We start from the raw sequence: 17,824 nt of genomic DNA, 5'->3' as shown, positions 1-17,824 counted from the left end.
GAGCGGCGGGTTGGAGCGGGTGTTCGAGAATGGTGAGGATTTGAACGAATAGCTGGTTTGAGGCCATTTTGACCGATGCCGTACTTTGGACGAATGTTCGCTTTTCAAAAAAAGCTGTTGACTTAGAGTTACTCTAACTCGGTACCCAAGGGTCAGAGGAACATTAGCGAAGATGAGAATTGCTGAAGCGGCGGAAGCCTGTGGGCTATCCGCACATACTATAAGATTCTACGAGAAGTCGGGAATGCTGCCAGAGATCGAGCGGGGCACCGATGGGCATCGTCGGTTTACGCCTCGTTTGATCGAATGGCTGACTCTGCTCTACTGGCTGCGCGAAACCGGCATGTCACTAAAACAAATGCGTCGGTTCACGACGCTTGCCAAAGCAGGCGATGCCGGTGTCGAAGAACGCCGAAAAATCCTGTCGGATCACGCGGCAACGCTGAAAGCCAAACGCGCAACTCTCGAAAAATGCGAAAGCATCCTCGCCATCAAGATCGCCAGCTATGGCCCGGACGCCAAAGAGGATGACCAATGAAGTTTGCCTACTTGATCGAACCGCCGTTCAACTACGTCGATGCAACAGGCCACGTCACGGGCTGTGACGTTGAGCTCGCGCGGTATGTAATGGCGCAACTTGGCATTGCCGATTTTGAAACGGTAGAAACGGAATTTGCTGAACTCTTGCCCGGGGTCGGGGATGGCCGATGGCGGATGACGACCGGTCTATTTGGAACGGAAGAACGCAGGAAGAGCGCATTGTTCAGCCGCCCGATTTGGGCGCTACCTGACGGGCTCCTGGTGGCTGGCGGCAACCAGATCGGGTTGAGCGGATATCGATCGGTTGCCGACAATTCTGATATCCGTTTGGCGGTTATCCGGGACCAGTTTCAGCATTGCTCGGCGATTGAATTTGGCGTCAGCGCAGACCGCATCATGATTTTCGAAACATATACCGAAGCCGCACAGGCTGTTTGTGAAGGCGCCGCCGATGCCTATGCCAGCGTGGGCCGAGCGCATGGTGGATTTATCGAGCAGAACCCGGAATGGGATCTGGAGCTGATCCTTGTGCCAAACTCAGAAAAACCTCCTGCGTTCGGGTCATTCGCGTTTGGTTTGAACGACACAAACCTGCGGAACGAAGTCGACGCAGTTCTTTCGCAATTCCTTGGGACCGATGCCCATCGGAACATGGTCGCTTCTTTTGGATTCTCGACTGCCGAAGTTGATATGGTGGTCGACACACACATCGATTGCTGACCTTCGCCATGGCACGCGCAAAGTCCATTTTTTTCCCGCGTCCCAGCCTCCAATACAACTGATCAGAAATCGACTTCGACACCCGGCAGGTTCAGCTCTCGCATCATGTCGCGCAGTTCCTGCCGTGCTGCGATGTTCGAGATGTTCAGCTGTTTGACGCCAATATCCTTGAGGTCCAGCAGGGTCAGGCCGCGCGGAAACAGTTCGCGAAAGATCACCCGTTCGGAAAAGCCCGCGGCGACGCGGAAGCCGATACGCTGCGACAGCATTTCGATCGCGCGCTGCATCTTTTCCTTGTTGACCATGCGCTGGGTACCGACGCGGTTGCGCACAACGACCCAGTCGATGGGTTTCAGCCCGGCCTGTGCCCGCAATTGCCGGGCGTTCCAGACCATCTCGGAATAGACGGACGGGCCGAGGATTTTCTCACCCTTTGAATCAATCCGCGCCAGCAGGTCAAAATCGATGAAACTGTCGTTCAAAGGCGTGATCAGCGTGTCGGCTAGCGAATGGGCCACCTGGCTCAGCCGGGTATGAGAGCCGGGGCAGTCGATCAGGATAAAGTCGCTGTCGCTTTCCAGTTGCGACACGGCAGCAGACAGGCGGTGGTCATAGATGTTTTCGCCCGGTTTCAACGTGCTGGCATCAATCTCGGGCAGGTCGTGATGGCGTGGGCTGGGCAGTGTCAGGTCCGCGCTTTTCAGAAAGTTGTTCCGGTTCTCGAAATACCGTCCAAGGCTGCGTTGCCGCAGGTCCAGATCAAGCGTGCTGACCTTGTGCCCCAGTCGGGCCAGTGCGGTTGCCACATGCATCGACACGGTCGATTTGCCAGCGCCGCCTTTTTCGTTCCCGACCACAATGATATGTGCCATGCTTGTATTCCCAAGTCTTGCCGTGTTTAACTACACGTTGTTGGCACCCACTATATGTTGTGTCGCCTGCGATGAAAAGAACCTCAAGCGGCGCTTTTAGGCATTATCGGACTCTATTTTGGAAAACACAGCGCCGTGCGCGGGTTACGCGAAGGTGCCTGTCTGGTGATCTGCCATGATCTGCCATCTGATCGCGGTTTTGGCGGCGAAATCGCCGCGTCAGTGCCTGTTTCCGAACGCATACACCAACCGCTGCCTGCAACGATCCGCGTCGGAATCAATCGCGCCTTTAGCCTGATTCATACACGCACAGATCGCCCGCCCAATGGGTCCTTACGCGGTGGCGCCGGTTGGGCCGGATCGTGAAAACTATGCGGGGGGCGGAAAATTTGGTTAAATACCAAACAGATTTACACCGGGTAGCCTTGTAGGTTCTGCACGGGTCTTCTTCGGTTCATCTTCAAAGCAGGTGAAAGGGGCATAGGCATGCCGGACACTGCTGCGGACAATTCAGGCGGTTCACGCGTCGTTCTTGCAATGACGGCCATTTGCATGATGGTTGTTGGCTTCAACACAACCGCTGTTGCGACCATCCTTCCGTATTTGAAGGCCGAGTTCGATCTGACGCCTTCGGGTCTGCAATGGGTGATGTCGATCTATACGGTGGCCAGTGCGGCCCTTGTGACGATTGTAAGTCGGCTTGGGGATATCACGGGCAAGATGGGTGTCTTTTTCTTTGGCATGATCGTGTTTGCTTGTGGCTCGGCTTCTGTGCTGTTTTCACAGAACGCGTCGATGCTGCTGATCGGGCGTGGCGCGCAGGGGGCAGGGGCTGCGGCCCTGTTCGGCACCTCATTATCCCTGCTGACCGCCGCAACACCCGAGGAAGAACGGGCCAGCGTGACCGGTGTGTGGGGCGCGATCGTGGGCCTTGCGATAGGCGTCGGGCCCATAGTCGGAGGAAGCTTTGCCAATTTCCTAAGCTGGCGCGGGGTATTCGCCACAGACCTTGTGTTGCTTGCCATTGCGTTTGCGATCGGCCTGCAGGTCAGCAGGAAGAACTATGTCCCGGATACGCGCCTTCAGGGTGCGAAATTCGATACCGCAGAAGCGATTGCCATTGTCTTGCTGCTGGGCCCATTGTCTTTCGCACTCAGCAACGGTGAGGCACACGGATGGGGCAACGCCCTGACCATCGTGCCTTTGGGTGTCGCCGCTTTGGCGGCTGTCGGTCTGGTCTATACCTCGCGGCGCAGCGACGATCCGCTGGTCGAGTTCCGGTACTTCCGGCACCCGCGCTATCTTATGGCGGCAACGGGGATGTTCTTTGCCGGGTTCGCGTTGTTCTGCTTCTTTGTCTACTTCAACGTGTTCGTCCAATCCCCGGACGCGTTCGGCTATTCACCGGTTGAGGCGGGCGTGGCAATTCTGCCGCTGAGCCTGAGCATGTTTGTCATTTCCGTCACCGCGCCGCGCTTGCTTGCACCTTACAGTTTCCAATGGCCGGTGAGCGCTGCAATGGGGTTGATGGCCTGCGGCTTCCTGCTTTTGACAACAACCTCGAATATCGACAGCTATGCTGAAATCTGGTGGAAGCTGATCATTGTTGGGGTTGGCATCGGCATCTGTTTTTCGTTGCTGCCCCGTCTTGGGCTTCGGTTGCTGCCCGACGAACATGTCGGGCAAGGGTCCGGGGTGATCAACGCATTCCTGTATTTCGGGGCCACGATGGGATCGGTTGTGGGCGGTCTGGCCGAAGCTCTGACCATCCGCTCGGGCCTGTCAGAAGTCATCACCGCACTGCCCGCCGGGTCGACGCAGCGCGACGACCTTGCGCGCGCCCTGACACATGGCACGGCAACACAGGTGGAACAGCTGATTGCCGGGCTTGACCCGTCAACAGGTTCGGCACTGGCCGGGGCGTTGCGGGACCTGCGGGACAATGCCTTTGATGCGGCGATGCTCATGGCTGCTATTGCGGCGTGTATCGGGCTGGCGATCGCGCTGCTGCTGTTGCGCGGTCCGGTTCCGCCATTGCACGACGCGGCTGAACTCACGAAACCCAAGGATCAGAAACCGGGGAAAGCAGGGGCCTGAAACGAAAGAAGGCCGCCCGCTGGCGACCTTCCTTTGAAAGACTGTGGCAAAGGTTCAGAAACCCAGGCCTTCGTATTTCTTCTTGAACTTCGACACGCGGCCGCCAGCGTCCAGCAGGCGCGACGAACCACCGGTCCATGCAGGGTGAACCGAAGGGTCGATTTCCAGTGCCAGCTGGTCGCCTTCGCTGCCCCAGGTGGATTTCATCTGAACGACGGTGCCATCGGTCATCTTGACGTCGATGACGTGATAATCGGGATGGATGTCTTTTTTCATCTTTCCGCTCCTTACGCTTCGGCGCCAGCTTTGGGCTTGTAGTTGGAAACCTCTGCGATACGTGCGGATTTACCGCGACGGGTGCGCAGATAGTACAGTTTGGCGCGACGAACGCGGCCGCGGCGGACAACGGTGATGCTGTCGATATTGGTCGAATACAGCGGGAACACACGCTCCACGCCTTCGCCAAACGAAATCTTGCGAACGGTGAACGAACCGGCAATGCCATTGCCGTTGTTGCGCGCGATGCAGACGCCTTCGTAGTTCTGCACACGGGTGCGCGACCCTTCGGTCACCTTGTAGCCGACACGGATCGTGTCACCGGCTTTGAAATCGGGGATGTCTTTCCCCAGGGCGGCAATCTGTTCCGCCTCAAGCTGTGCGATCAGGTCCATCGCAGTTTCTCCTATCTGCTCGTGGTTGGTCCACGAAGTTGGGCACGGCCTGAGAGCTCTTGGTCTTCACCGGGTCCTGCGTACAGCCCGCCAGAGGTCAGATCGAATGTTCCTTTGGTCTGGCCTGACCCGGCGCATCCCTGCCGAAGAAAACGGGACGTCACGCCATGGTGCAAACCAAAACACCGGAGTCGCAAAACGCGGCACCGGATTGCGGTCGTTTAAGGGTATTGCAGGCAGGGATCAAGGGAAAAACGCCCTGTCTTGCCCAACGGGCCGGTAGGAATCCGCCAGCCTTAAACTAAGGCGTTGCCAAGCGACCCAGATCAGGCATTCTGAGGCAAATAATATGAGCAGATATTTCAGACAGGACCCTATAATGCGATTGGCATTCATGCTGGCCATAACGGCCGTTGCGCTGATGTCTTGCGGGCGCGGCGGCCCAAAACCTCAGGCCGTTGAACCCGTTCCGGATGTGGACAGGACAGCACCGCTTGTGATCTACCCCGATTTCGGCGACGCGGATCCCCATGACTGGGAAGGGCGCCACCCCGGACAATACCCGATCCATGGCCTTGACGTGTCACGCTGGCAGGGGCCGATTGACTGGCGCACGGCCCGGGCATCAGGTGTCAGCTTTGTGTTTCTGAAAGCGACCGAAGGCGGTGACGTGGCCGATCCCCTGTTCGACGATCATCGCCGCGGCGCGCAGTCGGCGGGTGTGCCTTGGGGCGCCTATCACTATTATTATTTCTGCCGTTCGGCCCGGGAACAGGCCCGCTGGTTCATCCAGAACGTGCCCAAAGGGGCAGACCTGCCGCATGTGCTGGATATGGAATGGACACCGCATTCCAAGACCTGCACGCTGCGCCCCGATGGCAGAACCGTCCGCGCCGAGGCGCAGCGTTTTCTGGACATTCTCGAACGACACTATGGCCGCCGCCCGATCGTCTATACCACGGTGGATTTCTATGAAGACACCGATATCGGGCGCCTGCCCAAGACCGAGTTCTGGCTGAGGTCGGTTGCAGGCCATCCCCGCAATGTCTATCCCCGCGCGGTCTGGCGGTTCTGGCAATATACCGGCACCGGTCTGGTTCCGGGCGTTCAGGGCCGGGTGGACATCAACACCTTCAACGGCACGCCAGACGTCTGGGCCAGATGGAAGGCCGGAGGTTAGGTCTTTGGTGCGCCGTAGGTTTCAATGGTGCCGCCGCCAACCTGATGGTCCAACCGGCGCTCCCGCTCTTCCCCAAAGGCGTTGCGCACACTAGACCTGCGGCAAGTGCGCAACAATCCGGCCTATCACTCAGACGAATCCGACCGGGATTTTTCATAGTCAGCCCAGATATCCGGGCGGCGCTCGCGGGTAATGTCCTCGGCCATCTTGTGGCGCCATTCGGCGATGCGGCCATGGTGGCCAGACATCAGAACCTCGGGTATCGGACGGCCTTTCCAATCCGCCGGGCGGGTGTATTGCGGATGTTCCAGCAGGCCCGAGGAAAAGCTTTCCTCTTCGGTCGAGGCCTGATTGCCCAGAACGCCGGGGATCAGGCGCACCGTGGCATCGATCAGGGCCTGTGCTGCAATCTCACCGCCGGTCATCACGAAATCCCCCAAGGAGACCTCCTGCACACCGTAATGCTCCAGCACACGCTCATCCACGCCTTCGAACCGGCCACACAGCAGGGTCATGCCATCGCAGCGTGCAAGGGTCTGCATCATGCGCTGGTCCATGCGCCGCCCGCGCGGGCTGAGGTAAATCAGCGGCCAGTTGCCCTGAATGCCCGCCATGGTGTGCTCGATGGCTTCGCCCAACACATCGGGCCGCAAAACCATACCCGCGCCGCCCCCGGCAGGCGTGTCGTCCACGTTGCGATGCCTGCCGACGCCGAACTGCCGCAAGTCCACGGTTTCCAGCTGCCACAACCCCTCCTGCAGGGCCTTGCCGGTCAGGCTTTCTCCCAGAACGCCCGGAAAGGCGGTTGGAAACAGGGTGATAACCTTGGCTTTCCAGACGCCATGCAGGTCCGGGGTGGGTGTCATCAGCTCACGCGGTTTCAGCGTGGCCCGGATCGCCTTGCGACCATGGGATTTGCCGGGTTTGTCAGTCATTTCTGGCGGGCCAGTTCATGTTGGGCGGTTCGAATCAGGGCCTTTTTCTGAGTGATTAACGCTGCTTCGTCCAGCGATGATCGGTTCAGGGCCAGCAGTTCCCTCAGAACGTCGTCGGACAGCTGAGGGCTTTCATGCACAGGCTTCACAAGCTGCGCAGATTTCCCGGGTGGCAGGTCGAGAAATTCGGCAAATGGTGCGCCCAGTCCAAGGTGGTGGCCTTTCAGCGCTTCCATCCACGCGGTCCGTACCGTGACAGTTGGCAACCGGTCTCTGATCCGGTCTGCCGTGTCCTGTGGCGATGGCAGATGCGCAAGATCGGCGCAAAATCCGTCCAGGTCCTGAACCATGCGCGACATTTGAAGATCGTGGGCCCAAAGGCTGCGCAACCACACATCGCGATTGCGTAACGACAGGTAGACGGTGATGTCGGTTTCTTCGCCCACCAGACGGCGGCGCAGCACGCTGACGACCGTTTCCGCCAGTTCGGGTGCGGCCCCGTATCCTTCGATTTTGTTCCTGCTGGGGCGCAGGCCCAGAAAATTCTCTTCGCTCAGGATCAATCCCCGGCGTGCTCCGAAATCCAGACCGTCGAAAAACGCGTGCAGCTGACCGCCAAACCCTGCCAGCGTGTCATCCAGTCGATAGATCGAATGGCGCGTGGCCGCTTCGCTCAAACCGGCCTTGCGGGTCTTATACGGAAGGACCAGAGCGAAATGAGGCCAGATCAGCTCGCGGTTTTCATGCAGAAAGGACTGTGCTGCCGTCATGCCGGTCTTGTGAAAACCCAGATGCAGCAGAACACGTCGCATCAGATCAGGCCTTCGGGCGGGTCGGCCACAATGCGGCCCTGTTCCAGATCGACGGTTGGCACCACCTGCATCGTGAACGGCAGCAGAACCGTCGCTTTCAGACCCGGCCCGTGTAGTTCCAACAGGTCCGTGGCCCCGTGGTTCTGCACGGATTTGACCTTGCCCAGCAGGGTGCCGCCGGTGTCATAGACCTCAAGCCCGATCAGGTCTGTGTGGTAGAACTCGTCATCGGGCAACGAGGGCAACTGATCGCGCCGCGCAAACAGGCGCAAACCGTTCAGGGCATCCGCCTGTTCCTTGGTTTCAACCCCGCCGAGACGGGCGGCAAAACCGTTCTTGATCGTACGCGTCAGAACCACCGGATAGCGTTCCTTGCCGGTTTCATCCGTCAGTGGCGAATACGCCTCGATATCTTCGGGAACGGCGCAGAAGCTTTTCAGGCGCACTTCACCACGTACACCATAAGACCCCGCGACGCTGCCGACGCAGATCAGATCATTCATTGGCAGCCCCCTTCGTCAAACAGATCCCGTTTCTCCATTCGCCTAGCCCTTCGCAGGCTTCGCGCTGATTGTTGCGCTCAAAGAACACGCCCACAATAAAGGCGATCAGCAGTAGAATGGGAAGGCGTATCAATCCGAACATGCGGCCCTACCTTGTTTCGATCTTCAGGCTGTCGGCCCGGTTTTCCCAGCCAACCTGCTCAAGTTCGGGGGTGTCGGACACTTGTTCCGGCCATCCGACACAGAAATACCCGATCAGACGCCAGTTGTCCGGCACATCCAGATCGCGCGCCATCTGCTCGGGGTCCAGAATGGATACCCAGCCCATCCCCAGCCCCTCGGCCCGTAGGGCCAGCCAGAACAGGGTGATCGCAGAGACCACGGAATAGCGCCGCATCTCGGGCATCGAGCCCGCGCCAAGACCCAATCCCTTGTCGGTGCTGTCGTCGCAGAAGACGGCCAGTTGCACCGGCGCTTCCTGCATCCCCGACAGTTTCAGGCGGCTGTAAAGCTGCGCCCTGTCGCCGGAATAGCCCGCCAGGGCGTCATCGTTGGCGGTTTGGAAATTCCTTAGCGCCGCAGCCCGGGCCGCTGCGCTTTCGACGCGGATCACGCGCCAGGGTTCGCTTAACCCCACCGACGGGGCCAGCCGAAACGCGTCGAGGCAGCGCGCAAGCACTGCCTCGTCTACTGCGTCGCCGCGGAACCGGCGCACATCGCGCCGGAGCCGCAACAACAGATCGAACTGCGTGCGAAATGCGTCAGTAAAGGTCTGATCCCGCACGCTTCGGCCTGCTTATTCTTCTGCAGCCGCTTCTTCAGCCGGTGCAGCCGCCGCTTCGGCAGCTTCCGCAGCCTTTGCAGCTTTCTCTTCCGCGCGTTCCTGAGCTTTCTTGCCCGGGGTACCCTTGTTGGGGTTGTTGCGCTCGGCCTTGTCACGGGTGCCGGCAGCTTCCAGCATACGTGCGATACGGTCGGTGGGCTGGGCGCCCTGATCCAGCCAGTGCTGAACGCGTTCCATGTCCATTTTCACACGCTCTTCGCTGTCTTTCGGCAGCAGCGGGTTGTAGGTGCCCAGTTTCTCGATGAAACGGCCGTCGCGCGGCATCCGGCTGTCAGCCGCAACGATGCGGTAAAACGGACGTTTTTTCGAGCCTGCGCGGGCGAGACGAATTTTCATTGCCATGGTGGTATCTCCTTTGAATGGCATCACGCCGGAGGCGTGTATTTGATTGGCCGGTGTCTTTTCCGGTTAATTCTGGTGTTTGTTGAACCTCTGGTTCACTTTTAACTTGCTGAACCTCTGGTTCACCCTTGGTGTTTCCTGTGGTGTCGGATGACTTCCTGAATGATGAAATTCAGAAAAGCCTTGGCGAAATCGGGGTCCAGATCGGCCTCTTTCGCCAGGTCTTCAAGCCGTGCGATCTGCGTGGCCTCACGCGAGGGATCGGACGGGGGAAGGTTGTGTTCGGCCTTGAGCTTGCCAACGGCCTGTGTGTGTTTGAACCGCTCGCCCAGCGTATAGACAAGGATCGCGTCCAGCCGGTCGATGCTTTCGCGATGCTCTTTCAGCAATGCAGCCGCGCGTGTCACGGGGTTGTTCATTGGCCGGTCCTTTCGGGTGTCGAAACGTCAATCTTGGGGTGCCGCCACACCTGGCAGGGCTGGCCCAGCAGTTCGGCATTGTCGCGCTCCAGCGTTGCACCCAACCGTTCGGCCAAAGCGCGCGAGCGGTCGTTTTCGTGGGCGATATACGAAATCAACCCGTTCAGGCCCTGATGCCGCGCCGCATAGGACCGGGCGGCAAGCGCCGCCTCATAGGCAAACCCTTTGCCTTCGAAATCTTCCATCACGGTCCAGCCCAGTTCAGGCTCGTCCCAACCGGGGGCGTCAATCAGGCCGACGCCGCCAGCGAACCGACCGCTGGATTTCTCGGTCAGGTGCCAAAGGCCAAATCCTTTCAACGCCCAGTGCCCAAGGCGTCTGGCCAACATGCCCCAGCTTTCCAGCGCGTCCCGGGGGCCGCCTACCATATGGCTGCGCTCGGTTGCAAAGAATGCGGTCAGCGCAGGCAGATCATCCAGATGCGGCGCGCGCAGGATCAGACGTTCGGTTTCAACGGTGGGGATGGTGAACGCGGTCATGCGTAGGCCTCCATCCCGCCATTCACCAGATCGGCAGGCGCGGGGTGCCGCCAGATTTCGGACCTGCCGAATTTGGGGTGGTCATAGTGATACTCGAACTGCGCGCCCAGCCGTTTGGCCACGGCTTTGCTGGCATGATTGTCCAGATCAATCAACGAGATCGCCGTCTCCCACCCCAGAACATCATACGCATAAGACCGCGCGGCCAGTGCCGCCTCGGTCGCGTACCCCTTGCCGGTGGCATTGTTCATCAACGTCCAGCCGATTTCGGGTTCGGGCCAGCCTTCGGGGCACCAAAGCCCGATCCGCCCGACATAACTGCCCGAGGCTTTTTCCTCGGCGCTCCAGAACCCGTAACCGCGCAGGGACCAGTGGCCCAGCAGCGAAGCGATCAGTCGCCAGACCTCATCCCGGCGCAGTGGCCCGCCGACGAACTTCGCCGCATCGCTGGCGAAGAACGCGGTATCGGCGTCCAGATCAGCCTCGGACGGCGCGCGCAGGATCAGGCGCTCGGTTTCAAGCCGGGGGATATGTTGGGCGATGGCGTTCATTACTTCTTCTTGCCAAACCCGCTCAGGCCCTGAGGCAGCCCCATGCCGCCGCCCAGACCAGGCAGACCACCGGGCATCCTGCCGCCCATCGCCTTGGCCGCCTGTTCCAGTGCCTTGGGGTCCATGCCGGCTGCCATGTCTTCGGGGCTGGGGCCGCCTTTGCCGAACATGCCCTTCATGGCCTGTTTCAGCATCTTGCCTTTGCCCATCTTGCCCATCTTTTTCATCATGTCCGACATCTGCCGGTGCATCTTGAGCAGCTTGTTGAGGTCGCTGACTTCCATCCCCGAACCGGCTGCAATCCGTTTCTTGCGGCTGGCTTGCAGCAGCTGCGGGTTGGCGCGCTCGCGTTTGGTCATGGACTGGATCAAGGCGATCTGTTGGCGCAGGATCTTGTCGTCCAGACCCGCCTGATCCATCTGCTTGGCCATCTTGCCCATACCCGGCATCATGCCCATCATGCCCTGCATGCCGCCCATCTGGATCATCTGTTCCAGCTGCATCTTCAGGTCGTTCATGTTGAACTGACCTTTGACCATGCGCTTCATCATGCGCTCGGTCTGTTCCATCTCCATCGTTTCCTGGGCCTTTTCGACCAGGGCAACGATGTCGCCCATGCCCAGAATACGTCCGGCGATCCGGTCCGGCTCGAAGGTCTCCAGCGCGTCCATCTTCTCGCCCAGACCGACAAAGCGAATGGGCTTGCCAGTCACTGCGCGCATTGACAGCGCCGCACCACCGCGCCCGTCGCCGTCCATCCGCGTCAGGACCACGCCCGAAATACCGACCTTGGCGTCGAATTCTTCGGCCACCTCAACGGCGACCTGACCGGTCAGGCCGTCAACCACCAGCAGGGTTTCGCGCGGGTCAACCGCGTTGCGGACCTGCTCGACCTCGTCCATCAGCACTTCGTCGATATGCAGGCGACCGGCGGTATCCAGCATGTAGACGTCATAGCCGCCCAATGTGGCCTGCTGCTTGGCGCGCTTGGCAATGTCGACGGGTTTCTGGCCCGGTACAATCGGCAGCGTATCAACGCCGACCTGCGCGCCCAGAACCGCCAGCTGGTCCATCGCCGCCGGGCGATAAACGTCGAGCGAGGCCATCAGGACCTTCTTGCCCTCTTTCTCTTTCAGGCGCTTGGCCAGTTTACCGGTGGTGGTGGTCTTACCCGAACCCTGCAAACCGACCATCAGGATCGGGGCGGGCGGGTTGTCGATCTTCAGCTTGCCGGGGTCTTCCTCGCCACGCAGGGTATCGACCAGCGCGTCATGTACGATCTTGACGACCTGCTGACCGGGGGTGATCGACTTGGTCACCGCCTGACCGGTCGCCTGGTCCTGCACCTTCTTGACGAATTCACGCGCCACCGGCAGCGAGACGTCGGCCTCAAGCAGGGCAACACGGACCTCGCGCAGGGCGGTCTTGACGTCTTCTTCAGACAGGGCACCCTGTTTTGTCAGCCGATCAAAGACGCCGGAAAGGCGTTCGGATAGATTTTCAAACATGCCTTCGGCCTCCTTAGCCGGTTATCTGGTGGCGCGTCCTAGATAGGATGCGTCGGTTAAATGCACAAACGCCCCCACGGGCGAAACTCGCTGGTGGGGGGCGATCCCTGAACGACTCAAGGGACCGGAAGATCAAGACGCTTCCGGATGTTTGGCGGTCATCTACGCCTCTGGGCTCTGCGAGTCAAGGCAAACGCTTTAAGCATCTGGCCACTTGGTGTAGCGTCCAAAGGTCGGGGTCAGTTTAGGAGTTTGGTCATGAGTCAACTATTGCCGCAGCGCACCAAGGATTATGTCGGTGAAGTCACAAATACCGATATCTGGTCCGACTTCGCGCTCCGTCCCGGCGACATCTTTGTCTGCACGCCTCCCAAATGCGGCACCACGTGGACGCAGACGCTGGTACGAATGCTGATTACCAAAACCGCGGATCCAGCCGTGTACAACAACGCGGTCTCACCCTGGCTGGATTGCGGTTTCAGAAATCGTGAGGAGCAGGACAGAATACTTGCCGCACAAACGCACAGACGGTGCATCAAGACCCACACGCCATTGGACGGGATCACCTATTCACCGGATGCGACCTATCTGGTGGTGCATCGTCATCCGGTTGACGTGCATTTCTCGCTGCGCCGTCATGTGGAAAACATGAAAGACGACTGGCTGGACTACCTGTTTCCCGATGATCTTTCCGAAGCCTTCGCGATGTTTCTGGACCGGCCCGCCTCGTCAAAGGGCACCGACGATCTGACACTGGCCTCATACGTCCACCATTACCGTTCATTCCGCGCGTTCCAGCATCTGCCAAACATCCATTTCCTGCATTACGCGGAACTCAGCCGTGATTTGCCGGGGCAGGTGGCGCGGATCGCAAACATCTTGGGGACCGAGATCGCGCCAGAAATGATCGATGATATCGCTGAAGCCGCAAGCTTTGGTTCAATGAAGGAAAACGCCCGGCGCGCTTCGCAGCAGCCCGGTTTCAAAAGTGCGTTTCAGGATTACGCGCAGTTCTTCGCGTCCGGGACCAGCAATAAATGGGTGGGAAAGCTGACCGCCGATGACATGGCCCGATACGACGCGCGCCTGTCCGAAATGGTGACACCGGCTGACCGAGCCTGGCTGGAGCATGGACAAGTCCTGTAATCGTCAGGCTTGTTCCTTCGCGTCTTCCTGCTGCGCGGGCAGCCATGCATTGACCGCGTCCACCAGATTATGCGCGCCGCGCCCGTTCGAGTACGCATCGACAATCGGATGACGCCCTTCGCTCATTCCCTTGTCCAGCACCAGAACCGGGCGATACAGCGTCGAACTGCTGCTGTCGCTGCGGAAAGTCGAGCTTTCAACTTCGGCATGGGACAGGCTGGACAGCTGATGCTCAATCGCTTCATAGCCAAAGACAGACTGCCTGCGGATCAGAATGCTGTTCTTTGTGCGGTCCAGAATGACCTGAACCCGCCGCACGAAAACGCAAAACGCCCCGACGCCTAGCCCGCCGCCGATTAATGCAAAGAACAGCCCGAACCAGATATTCTCGCCACCGTCACTGACCATGGCCAGACCTGCGCCGACAAAGGCCAGTATGAAAAAGACCAGCATGATTCCGATGAACCAGGGCGTGTCGGCAAGGATCAGTTGGGTCGGAGTGTTTCGAGTGACTTTCATGGCAACACGCTAGCACCGTTTTCTGCTCTGCCCCAGCTTGAATTCGCCGCCATGTTGCGCGATGAGCGCTACAAACAGGAGGGCCCCATGGACGCATCATCCACATTTCAGGATACATTGCCGCTCAGTTCTGACGCGCTGTTGGCGCAGCTGGATGATTGGGGGCTGCCCTACCGCCTGCATACCCATGTTCCCCTGCGCACGGTCGAGGACGCCAAGGCCGTGGAAGGCCAGTTCATGGTGCCGGGCGAGAACGCGTTGCGGGTCAAGAACCTGTACCTGCGCGACAAGAAAAAGCGCAACTACCTGGTGACGCTGGAACAAAGCCGCGAGATTGACCTCAAGGCGCTGGGCGCAGAACTGGGTGTCGGCGCCCTGTCCTTTGGGTCGGCAGACCGGCTGTTGCAGAACCTTGGTACTCGCCCCGGCGCGGTCAGCCCGCTGGCGATGATCAACGGCGTGCAGAACGATGTGCAATTCTTCATGGACGCCGCCGCCCAACGGGCCGAGGTGATTTATATGCACCCGTTGGTCAATGACCGTACCGTTGTTATGAAACAATCCGACGTGATGGCGTTCTTCGATCGCATCGGTTGCACCGTTACGTGGCTGACCTGATCACTCAAGCGCCAGTTTCAGCGCGGCGGCGACATGCGCGGCGGATGGGTTGATGAACAGGTGCCCGTCGGCCTCGAATACCGGGTCATCCAGATACTTTGGAAAGGCCAGCGGCAGCTCGGTGCAGGCCAGCAGAATGGCGGTTCCGGGACGGGCATGTTTGTTGCAAAAGGCCAGCAACCTTGCGCGCGCCGCATCAGAGGCACCACCGTAGAAATCACTGTCGATCATGGCCTGCATCTCGGAAATCTCGGGGTCGGGCAGCCGCGCATTTGCGGTGATGCCCTCGGCCGCCAGACGATCCGCATAGTTGGTGGCCTGCATTGTCACGGTTGTTCCCAGCACCAACGCGTTTGATACGCCTGTGCTGGCCGTAGCCTCTGCCGTCGCGTCGAAAATGCTGAGGATGGGCATGGAAACACCCTGTCTGATCGCGTGCAGCCGCGCGTGCGGGGTGTTGGACGCTATGATGCCAAAATCGCAGCCTGCGCGCTCCAGCGTCAGCAGCGCGTCGCGAAACACCGCATCAAACGCCGCCCAGCTGGCTTCGTCCCCGGCGACACCCCGCAAGGCGCGGGTCTTGGCCTGTGTGACAGACTCGATGGTCATGGCAGGGATCGGCAGGGGCGCGCCGTGGCCGCGCGCCGCAAAATGACGCCCGGCACCTTCGGCAATGGCCCTGTAATAGTCCACGGTCGAGGCCCAACCCACACCACCCAGAATTCCGATCTTCTTCATGCGCGCCATCCAGTCCGCCAGTTCCATCTGACCAGCAGACTGGACGTTTCAGGGCTCATTGACCAGAGGCGATCAGGCCGCCAGTTCTGTCACCGCCTTTTTGGCGCTTTCCAGCGCGGCTTCGGGGTTCACCGCCATCTGATCCGCGGCGATGACCGCTACATCATGGATCCCGATAAAGCCCAGAACGTGACGCACATAGTTGGTGGCAAAGTCGATCTCGGACCCGACAGCAGTACCACCCGACGCGATTGCCAGAATGGCGCGTTTACCCTCCAGCAAGCCTTTTGGGCCGTTCTCCGAATAGGAAAAGGTCAGGCCCGCTCGGGCGACCAGGTCGATCCAGGCCTTGAATGCGGCGGGGACCGAGAAGTTGTAGATCGGCAGGCCGATAACGATGGTGTCAGCCTCTTGCAACTCGGTCACCAGCGCGTCCGAAAGGGCCAGCCGGTCGCGTTGCAGGTCGTCGCGCTGCTCGGCCGGGGTAAAGTTGGCGGCGATCCAGTCTTCGGTCAGCAGGGGCAGGGGGGTAGCCAGGTCGCGGCGGATGATGCGGGCGGCACCCAACTGTCGGACGATGCGGTCAGACAGGTCGCGGGTGGTTGAACCCACGCGGCGGGCAGAGGCGTCGATATGCAGGATGGTTTTAGCCATTGATTGGGTCCTTTGGGTAAGAGAAATCTTGTGCTGGCTCCAATATGATTATTGCGTTTGTGAACAAAACTCGGATATATCAACAGTTATTGTTGGAAATTGCACAATAACGGTATTGCCATGGATAATTGGGATGAGGTGCGGACCGCCTATCAGGTGGCACGCATGGGAACTGTCAGCGGTGCGGCCGAGGTTCTGGGCGTGCACCACGCCACAGTGATCCGCCACATCGACGCGATCGAGGCCCGGTTGGGTGTCAAACTGTTCCAGCGTCACGCGCGGGGATATACCCCGACCGAAGCGGGCGACGATTTGCTGCGCGTTGCGCAAGCCACCGAAGACCAGTTCAACCAGCTTGTCGGCCGGATGAAGGGGCGCGGTGACGATGTATCGGGCGAACTGGTGGTTACGTCGCTGGGCTCCATCGCGCCATTGGTGGTGCCGACGCTGACCGAATTTCAAAAGATGCACCCCGAGCTGATCGTGCGCTACCTGACCGGAGACCGCCTGTTTCGGCTGGAATATGGCGAGGCACATGTTGCAATCCGTGCGGGATCGGCCCCGGATCAGCCCGACAACGTTGTGCAACCCTTCCGGCAGGAAGAAGTCGGCCTCTATGCCAGCACCTCTTATATCGAACGGCACGGCAAACCCTCGGGCATCGAGGATTTCGGAAACCACCACTTCGTCAGTTCTGACGATGAAAGCAGCCGCGCGCCGTTCACCCGGTGGCTGCGCAACACGGTATCCGCCGACCGCATCACCTTTCGCTGTACCAACAATTTCTGTATGCGCGAGGCCGTTCTGGCCGGGGCCGGTATCGGCTTTATGGCCCGTTGGGAGGCCGCCCGTCATGACACTCTGGTCGAAGTGATCGACCCGCTTCCGGAATGGTTCGGCAACCTGTGGCTGGTGACCCATGTGGACCTGCACCGAACCACCAAGGTGCAAGCGTTCCTGAGTTTTCTGAAAGAAGCCTCCAAAGGCTGGTGTCCATGAACCCGCAGATGCGTGGCCATCTGGCCATGCTGGCCTTTTCCGCCCTTGTCGCAGGCAGCTTTTCGCTTGGGTCGATGATTGCCAACGAAATTGCGCCGGCGGCCTTGAATGCGGTGCGTTTTGCCATCGCGGCTGTGGTGATTGGTGTGGCGGCGCTGGCGACAACTGGTCTGCCCCGAAGTGCCGCACAGGCGCCCTGGCGGTATCTGGTGCTGGGCGGGTTGTTCGCCACCTATTTCGTCCTGATGTTTTACGGGCTGCAAACTGCCCCGCCGGTCAGCGCTGCCGCGGTTTTCACCCTGACCCCCGTTGTCTCGGCCATTGCGGGCTGGGTCCTGCTGCGCCAGATCACCACGCCGCGCATGGCAATGGCCCTGACCATCGGTGCGATTGGGGCGCTGTGGGTGATCTTTCGGGCCGACTGGCAGATGTTCCGCGCCTTCCAGATCGGCGGGGGCGAGATCATCTATTTCTGGGGATGCGTCGCGCACGCGATTTACACCCCCATGATCCGCAGGCTGAACCGCGGAGAACCAGCCGTCGTGTTCACGTTCGGAACGCTGGTTGCCGGGTGCCTGTTATTGGTCCTGTTCGGCTGGTCCGACCTGAAAGCGACC

Annotated in this window: 24 protein-coding genes; 9 read left to right on the top strand and 15 right to left on the bottom strand. The window is 59.7% G+C overall.

What is annotated here, in order from left to right; translation table 11 throughout:
• The first annotated feature begins 172 nt into the window (after positions 1–172).
• Both AC2FND_RS09575 and AC2FND_RS09570 read left to right on the top strand, forming a co-directional pair.
• Positions 173–538, top strand: a complete 366-nt coding sequence (locus AC2FND_RS09575; RefSeq protein WP_496769381.1) for a MerR family transcriptional regulator — start codon at positions 173–175, stop codon at positions 536–538.
• The gene (locus tag AC2FND_RS09570) at positions 535–1,260 is read left to right on the top strand and encodes a transporter substrate-binding domain-containing protein (RefSeq protein WP_496769379.1); all 726 of its coding nucleotides are present in this window, start codon (positions 535–537) and stop codon (positions 1,258–1,260) included. The genes AC2FND_RS09575 and AC2FND_RS09570 overlap by 4 nt, the downstream gene beginning before the upstream one ends.
• 62 nt (positions 1,261–1,322) lie before the next feature.
• Here the strand turns inward: AC2FND_RS09570 and AC2FND_RS09565 are convergent, their stop codons facing one another.
• Positions 1,323–2,132: a division plane positioning ATPase MipZ gene (locus tag AC2FND_RS09565; RefSeq protein WP_209598810.1), complete on the bottom strand. Its 810-nt coding sequence runs from the start codon at positions 2,130–2,132 to the stop codon at positions 1,323–1,325.
• Between the two features lie 135 nt (positions 2,133–2,267).
• Between AC2FND_RS09565 and AC2FND_RS09560 the strand changes: the two genes are divergently transcribed.
• Positions 2,268–2,498, top strand: a complete 231-nt coding sequence (locus AC2FND_RS09560; RefSeq protein WP_209598809.1) for a hypothetical protein — start codon at positions 2,268–2,270, stop codon at positions 2,496–2,498.
• A gap of 120 nt (positions 2,499–2,618) precedes the next feature.
• A complete protein-coding gene (locus AC2FND_RS09555; RefSeq protein ID WP_496769376.1) occupies positions 2,619–4,229 on the top strand; it encodes an MFS transporter in 1,611 nt (536 codons plus the stop codon).
• A gap of 54 nt (positions 4,230–4,283) precedes the next feature.
• Here AC2FND_RS09555 and rpmE read toward each other — a convergent pair whose 3' ends face one another.
• Both rpmE and rplS read right to left on the bottom strand, forming a co-directional pair.
• Positions 4,284–4,505 (bottom strand): 50S ribosomal protein L31, encoded by a 222-nt coding sequence (gene rpmE / locus AC2FND_RS09550; protein ID WP_267366773.1) that lies wholly within the window; start codon positions 4,503–4,505, stop codon positions 4,284–4,286.
• 11 nt (positions 4,506–4,516) lie between these two features.
• Positions 4,517–4,900, bottom strand: a complete 384-nt coding sequence (gene rplS, locus AC2FND_RS09545) for a 50S ribosomal protein L19 (protein WP_209506105.1) — start codon at positions 4,898–4,900, stop codon at positions 4,517–4,519.
• A gap of 379 nt (positions 4,901–5,279) precedes the next feature.
• Between rplS and AC2FND_RS09540 the strand changes: the two genes are divergently transcribed.
• Complete coding sequence (locus AC2FND_RS09540; protein WP_496769373.1) at positions 5,280–6,080, top strand: glycoside hydrolase family 25 protein; 801 nt, start codon at positions 5,280–5,282, stop codon at positions 6,078–6,080.
• A 125-nt stretch (positions 6,081–6,205) separates the two neighbouring features.
• Here the strand turns inward: AC2FND_RS09540 and trmD are convergent, their stop codons facing one another.
• The 9 genes from trmD to ffh all read right to left on the bottom strand — a co-directional run bounded on the left by trmD (position 6,206) and on the right by ffh (position 12,533).
• Positions 6,206–7,015 (bottom strand): tRNA (guanosine(37)-N1)-methyltransferase TrmD, encoded by an 810-nt coding sequence (trmD, locus tag AC2FND_RS09535; RefSeq protein ID WP_496769372.1) that lies wholly within the window; start codon positions 7,013–7,015, stop codon positions 6,206–6,208.
• Entirely contained in the window at positions 7,012–7,827 is an 816-nt protein-coding gene (locus AC2FND_RS09530; protein ID WP_496769370.1) for a hypothetical protein, read from the bottom strand. The genes trmD and AC2FND_RS09530 overlap by 4 nt, the downstream gene beginning before the upstream one ends.
• Positions 7,827–8,330 (bottom strand): ribosome maturation factor RimM, encoded by a 504-nt coding sequence (rimM, locus tag AC2FND_RS09525; protein ID WP_209506113.1) that lies wholly within the window; start codon positions 8,328–8,330, stop codon positions 7,827–7,829. The genes AC2FND_RS09530 and rimM overlap by 1 nt, the downstream gene beginning before the upstream one ends.
• Before the next feature lie 148 nt (positions 8,331–8,478).
• The gene (bluB, locus tag AC2FND_RS09520) at positions 8,479–9,114 is read right to left on the bottom strand and encodes a 5,6-dimethylbenzimidazole synthase (RefSeq protein WP_209598803.1); all 636 of its coding nucleotides are present in this window, start codon (positions 9,112–9,114) and stop codon (positions 8,479–8,481) included.
• Positions 9,115–9,126: 12 nt separating this feature from the next.
• Positions 9,127–9,516 carry a 30S ribosomal protein S16 gene (gene rpsP / locus AC2FND_RS09515; protein WP_209506119.1) on the bottom strand — a complete coding sequence of 130 codons (390 nt, stop codon included), beginning with the start codon at positions 9,514–9,516 and terminating at the stop codon, positions 9,127–9,129.
• Between the two features lie 122 nt (positions 9,517–9,638).
• Positions 9,639–9,935, bottom strand: a complete 297-nt coding sequence (locus AC2FND_RS09510) for a chorismate mutase (RefSeq protein WP_209506121.1) — start codon at positions 9,933–9,935, stop codon at positions 9,639–9,641.
• The gene (locus tag AC2FND_RS09505; RefSeq protein ID WP_496769368.1) at positions 9,932–10,474 is read right to left on the bottom strand and encodes a GNAT family N-acetyltransferase; all 543 of its coding nucleotides are present in this window, start codon (positions 10,472–10,474) and stop codon (positions 9,932–9,934) included. The genes AC2FND_RS09510 and AC2FND_RS09505 overlap by 4 nt, the downstream gene beginning before the upstream one ends.
• Complete coding sequence (locus tag AC2FND_RS09500; RefSeq protein WP_496769366.1) at positions 10,471–11,025, bottom strand: GNAT family N-acetyltransferase; 555 nt, start codon at positions 11,023–11,025, stop codon at positions 10,471–10,473. Before AC2FND_RS09500 ends, AC2FND_RS09505 begins: the two co-directional genes overlap by 4 nt.
• Positions 11,025–12,533, bottom strand: coding sequence for a signal recognition particle protein (ffh, locus tag AC2FND_RS09495; RefSeq protein ID WP_480473926.1), 1,509 nt, complete (start codon positions 12,531–12,533; stop codon positions 11,025–11,027). Before ffh ends, AC2FND_RS09500 begins: the two co-directional genes overlap by 1 nt.
• Before the next feature lie 258 nt (positions 12,534–12,791).
• Between ffh and AC2FND_RS09490 the strand changes: the two genes are divergently transcribed.
• A complete protein-coding gene (locus AC2FND_RS09490; RefSeq protein ID WP_496769364.1) occupies positions 12,792–13,679 on the top strand; it encodes a sulfotransferase domain-containing protein in 888 nt (295 codons plus the stop codon).
• Between the two features lie 3 nt (positions 13,680–13,682).
• Here AC2FND_RS09490 and AC2FND_RS09485 read toward each other — a convergent pair whose 3' ends face one another.
• Complete coding sequence (locus tag AC2FND_RS09485) at positions 13,683–14,198, bottom strand: hypothetical protein (protein ID WP_496769362.1); 516 nt, start codon at positions 14,196–14,198, stop codon at positions 13,683–13,685.
• Positions 14,199–14,285: 87 nt separating this feature from the next.
• Here AC2FND_RS09485 and AC2FND_RS09480 point away from each other — a divergent pair, with 87 nt between their 5' ends.
• Positions 14,286–14,816 carry a prolyl-tRNA synthetase associated domain-containing protein gene (locus AC2FND_RS09480; RefSeq protein WP_496769360.1) on the top strand — a complete coding sequence of 177 codons (531 nt, stop codon included), beginning with the start codon at positions 14,286–14,288 and terminating at the stop codon, positions 14,814–14,816.
• On the opposite strand, the gene AC2FND_RS09475 is transcribed toward AC2FND_RS09480, so the two are convergent.
• Together AC2FND_RS09475 and AC2FND_RS09470 are read right to left on the bottom strand one after the other, a co-directional pair.
• Positions 14,817–15,554, bottom strand: a complete 738-nt coding sequence (locus AC2FND_RS09475) for an aspartate/glutamate racemase family protein (RefSeq protein WP_209598799.1) — start codon at positions 15,552–15,554, stop codon at positions 14,817–14,819. It abuts the gene before it with no gap.
• Between the two features lie 72 nt (positions 15,555–15,626).
• Positions 15,627–16,208, bottom strand: coding sequence for an FMN-dependent NADH-azoreductase (locus AC2FND_RS09470; protein ID WP_209598798.1), 582 nt, complete (start codon positions 16,206–16,208; stop codon positions 15,627–15,629).
• A gap of 120 nt (positions 16,209–16,328) precedes the next feature.
• On the opposite strand from AC2FND_RS09470, the gene AC2FND_RS09465 reads away from it, so the two are divergent.
• On the top strand, positions 16,329–17,207 hold the full coding sequence (locus AC2FND_RS09465) for a LysR family transcriptional regulator (RefSeq protein WP_209506137.1): 879 nt from the start codon (positions 16,329–16,331) through the stop codon (positions 17,205–17,207).
• The coding region (locus AC2FND_RS09460) for a DMT family transporter (protein WP_496769357.1) at positions 17,204–17,824 on the top strand (621 nt) is incomplete at its 3' end. The genes AC2FND_RS09465 and AC2FND_RS09460, both read left to right, overlap by 4 nt.

This window comes from Ruegeria sp. BHSB056 (assembly GCF_059613305.1).
Note: the sequence above shows the minus strand (reverse complement) of the source record. Positions and strands in the feature narration are given on the sequence as shown.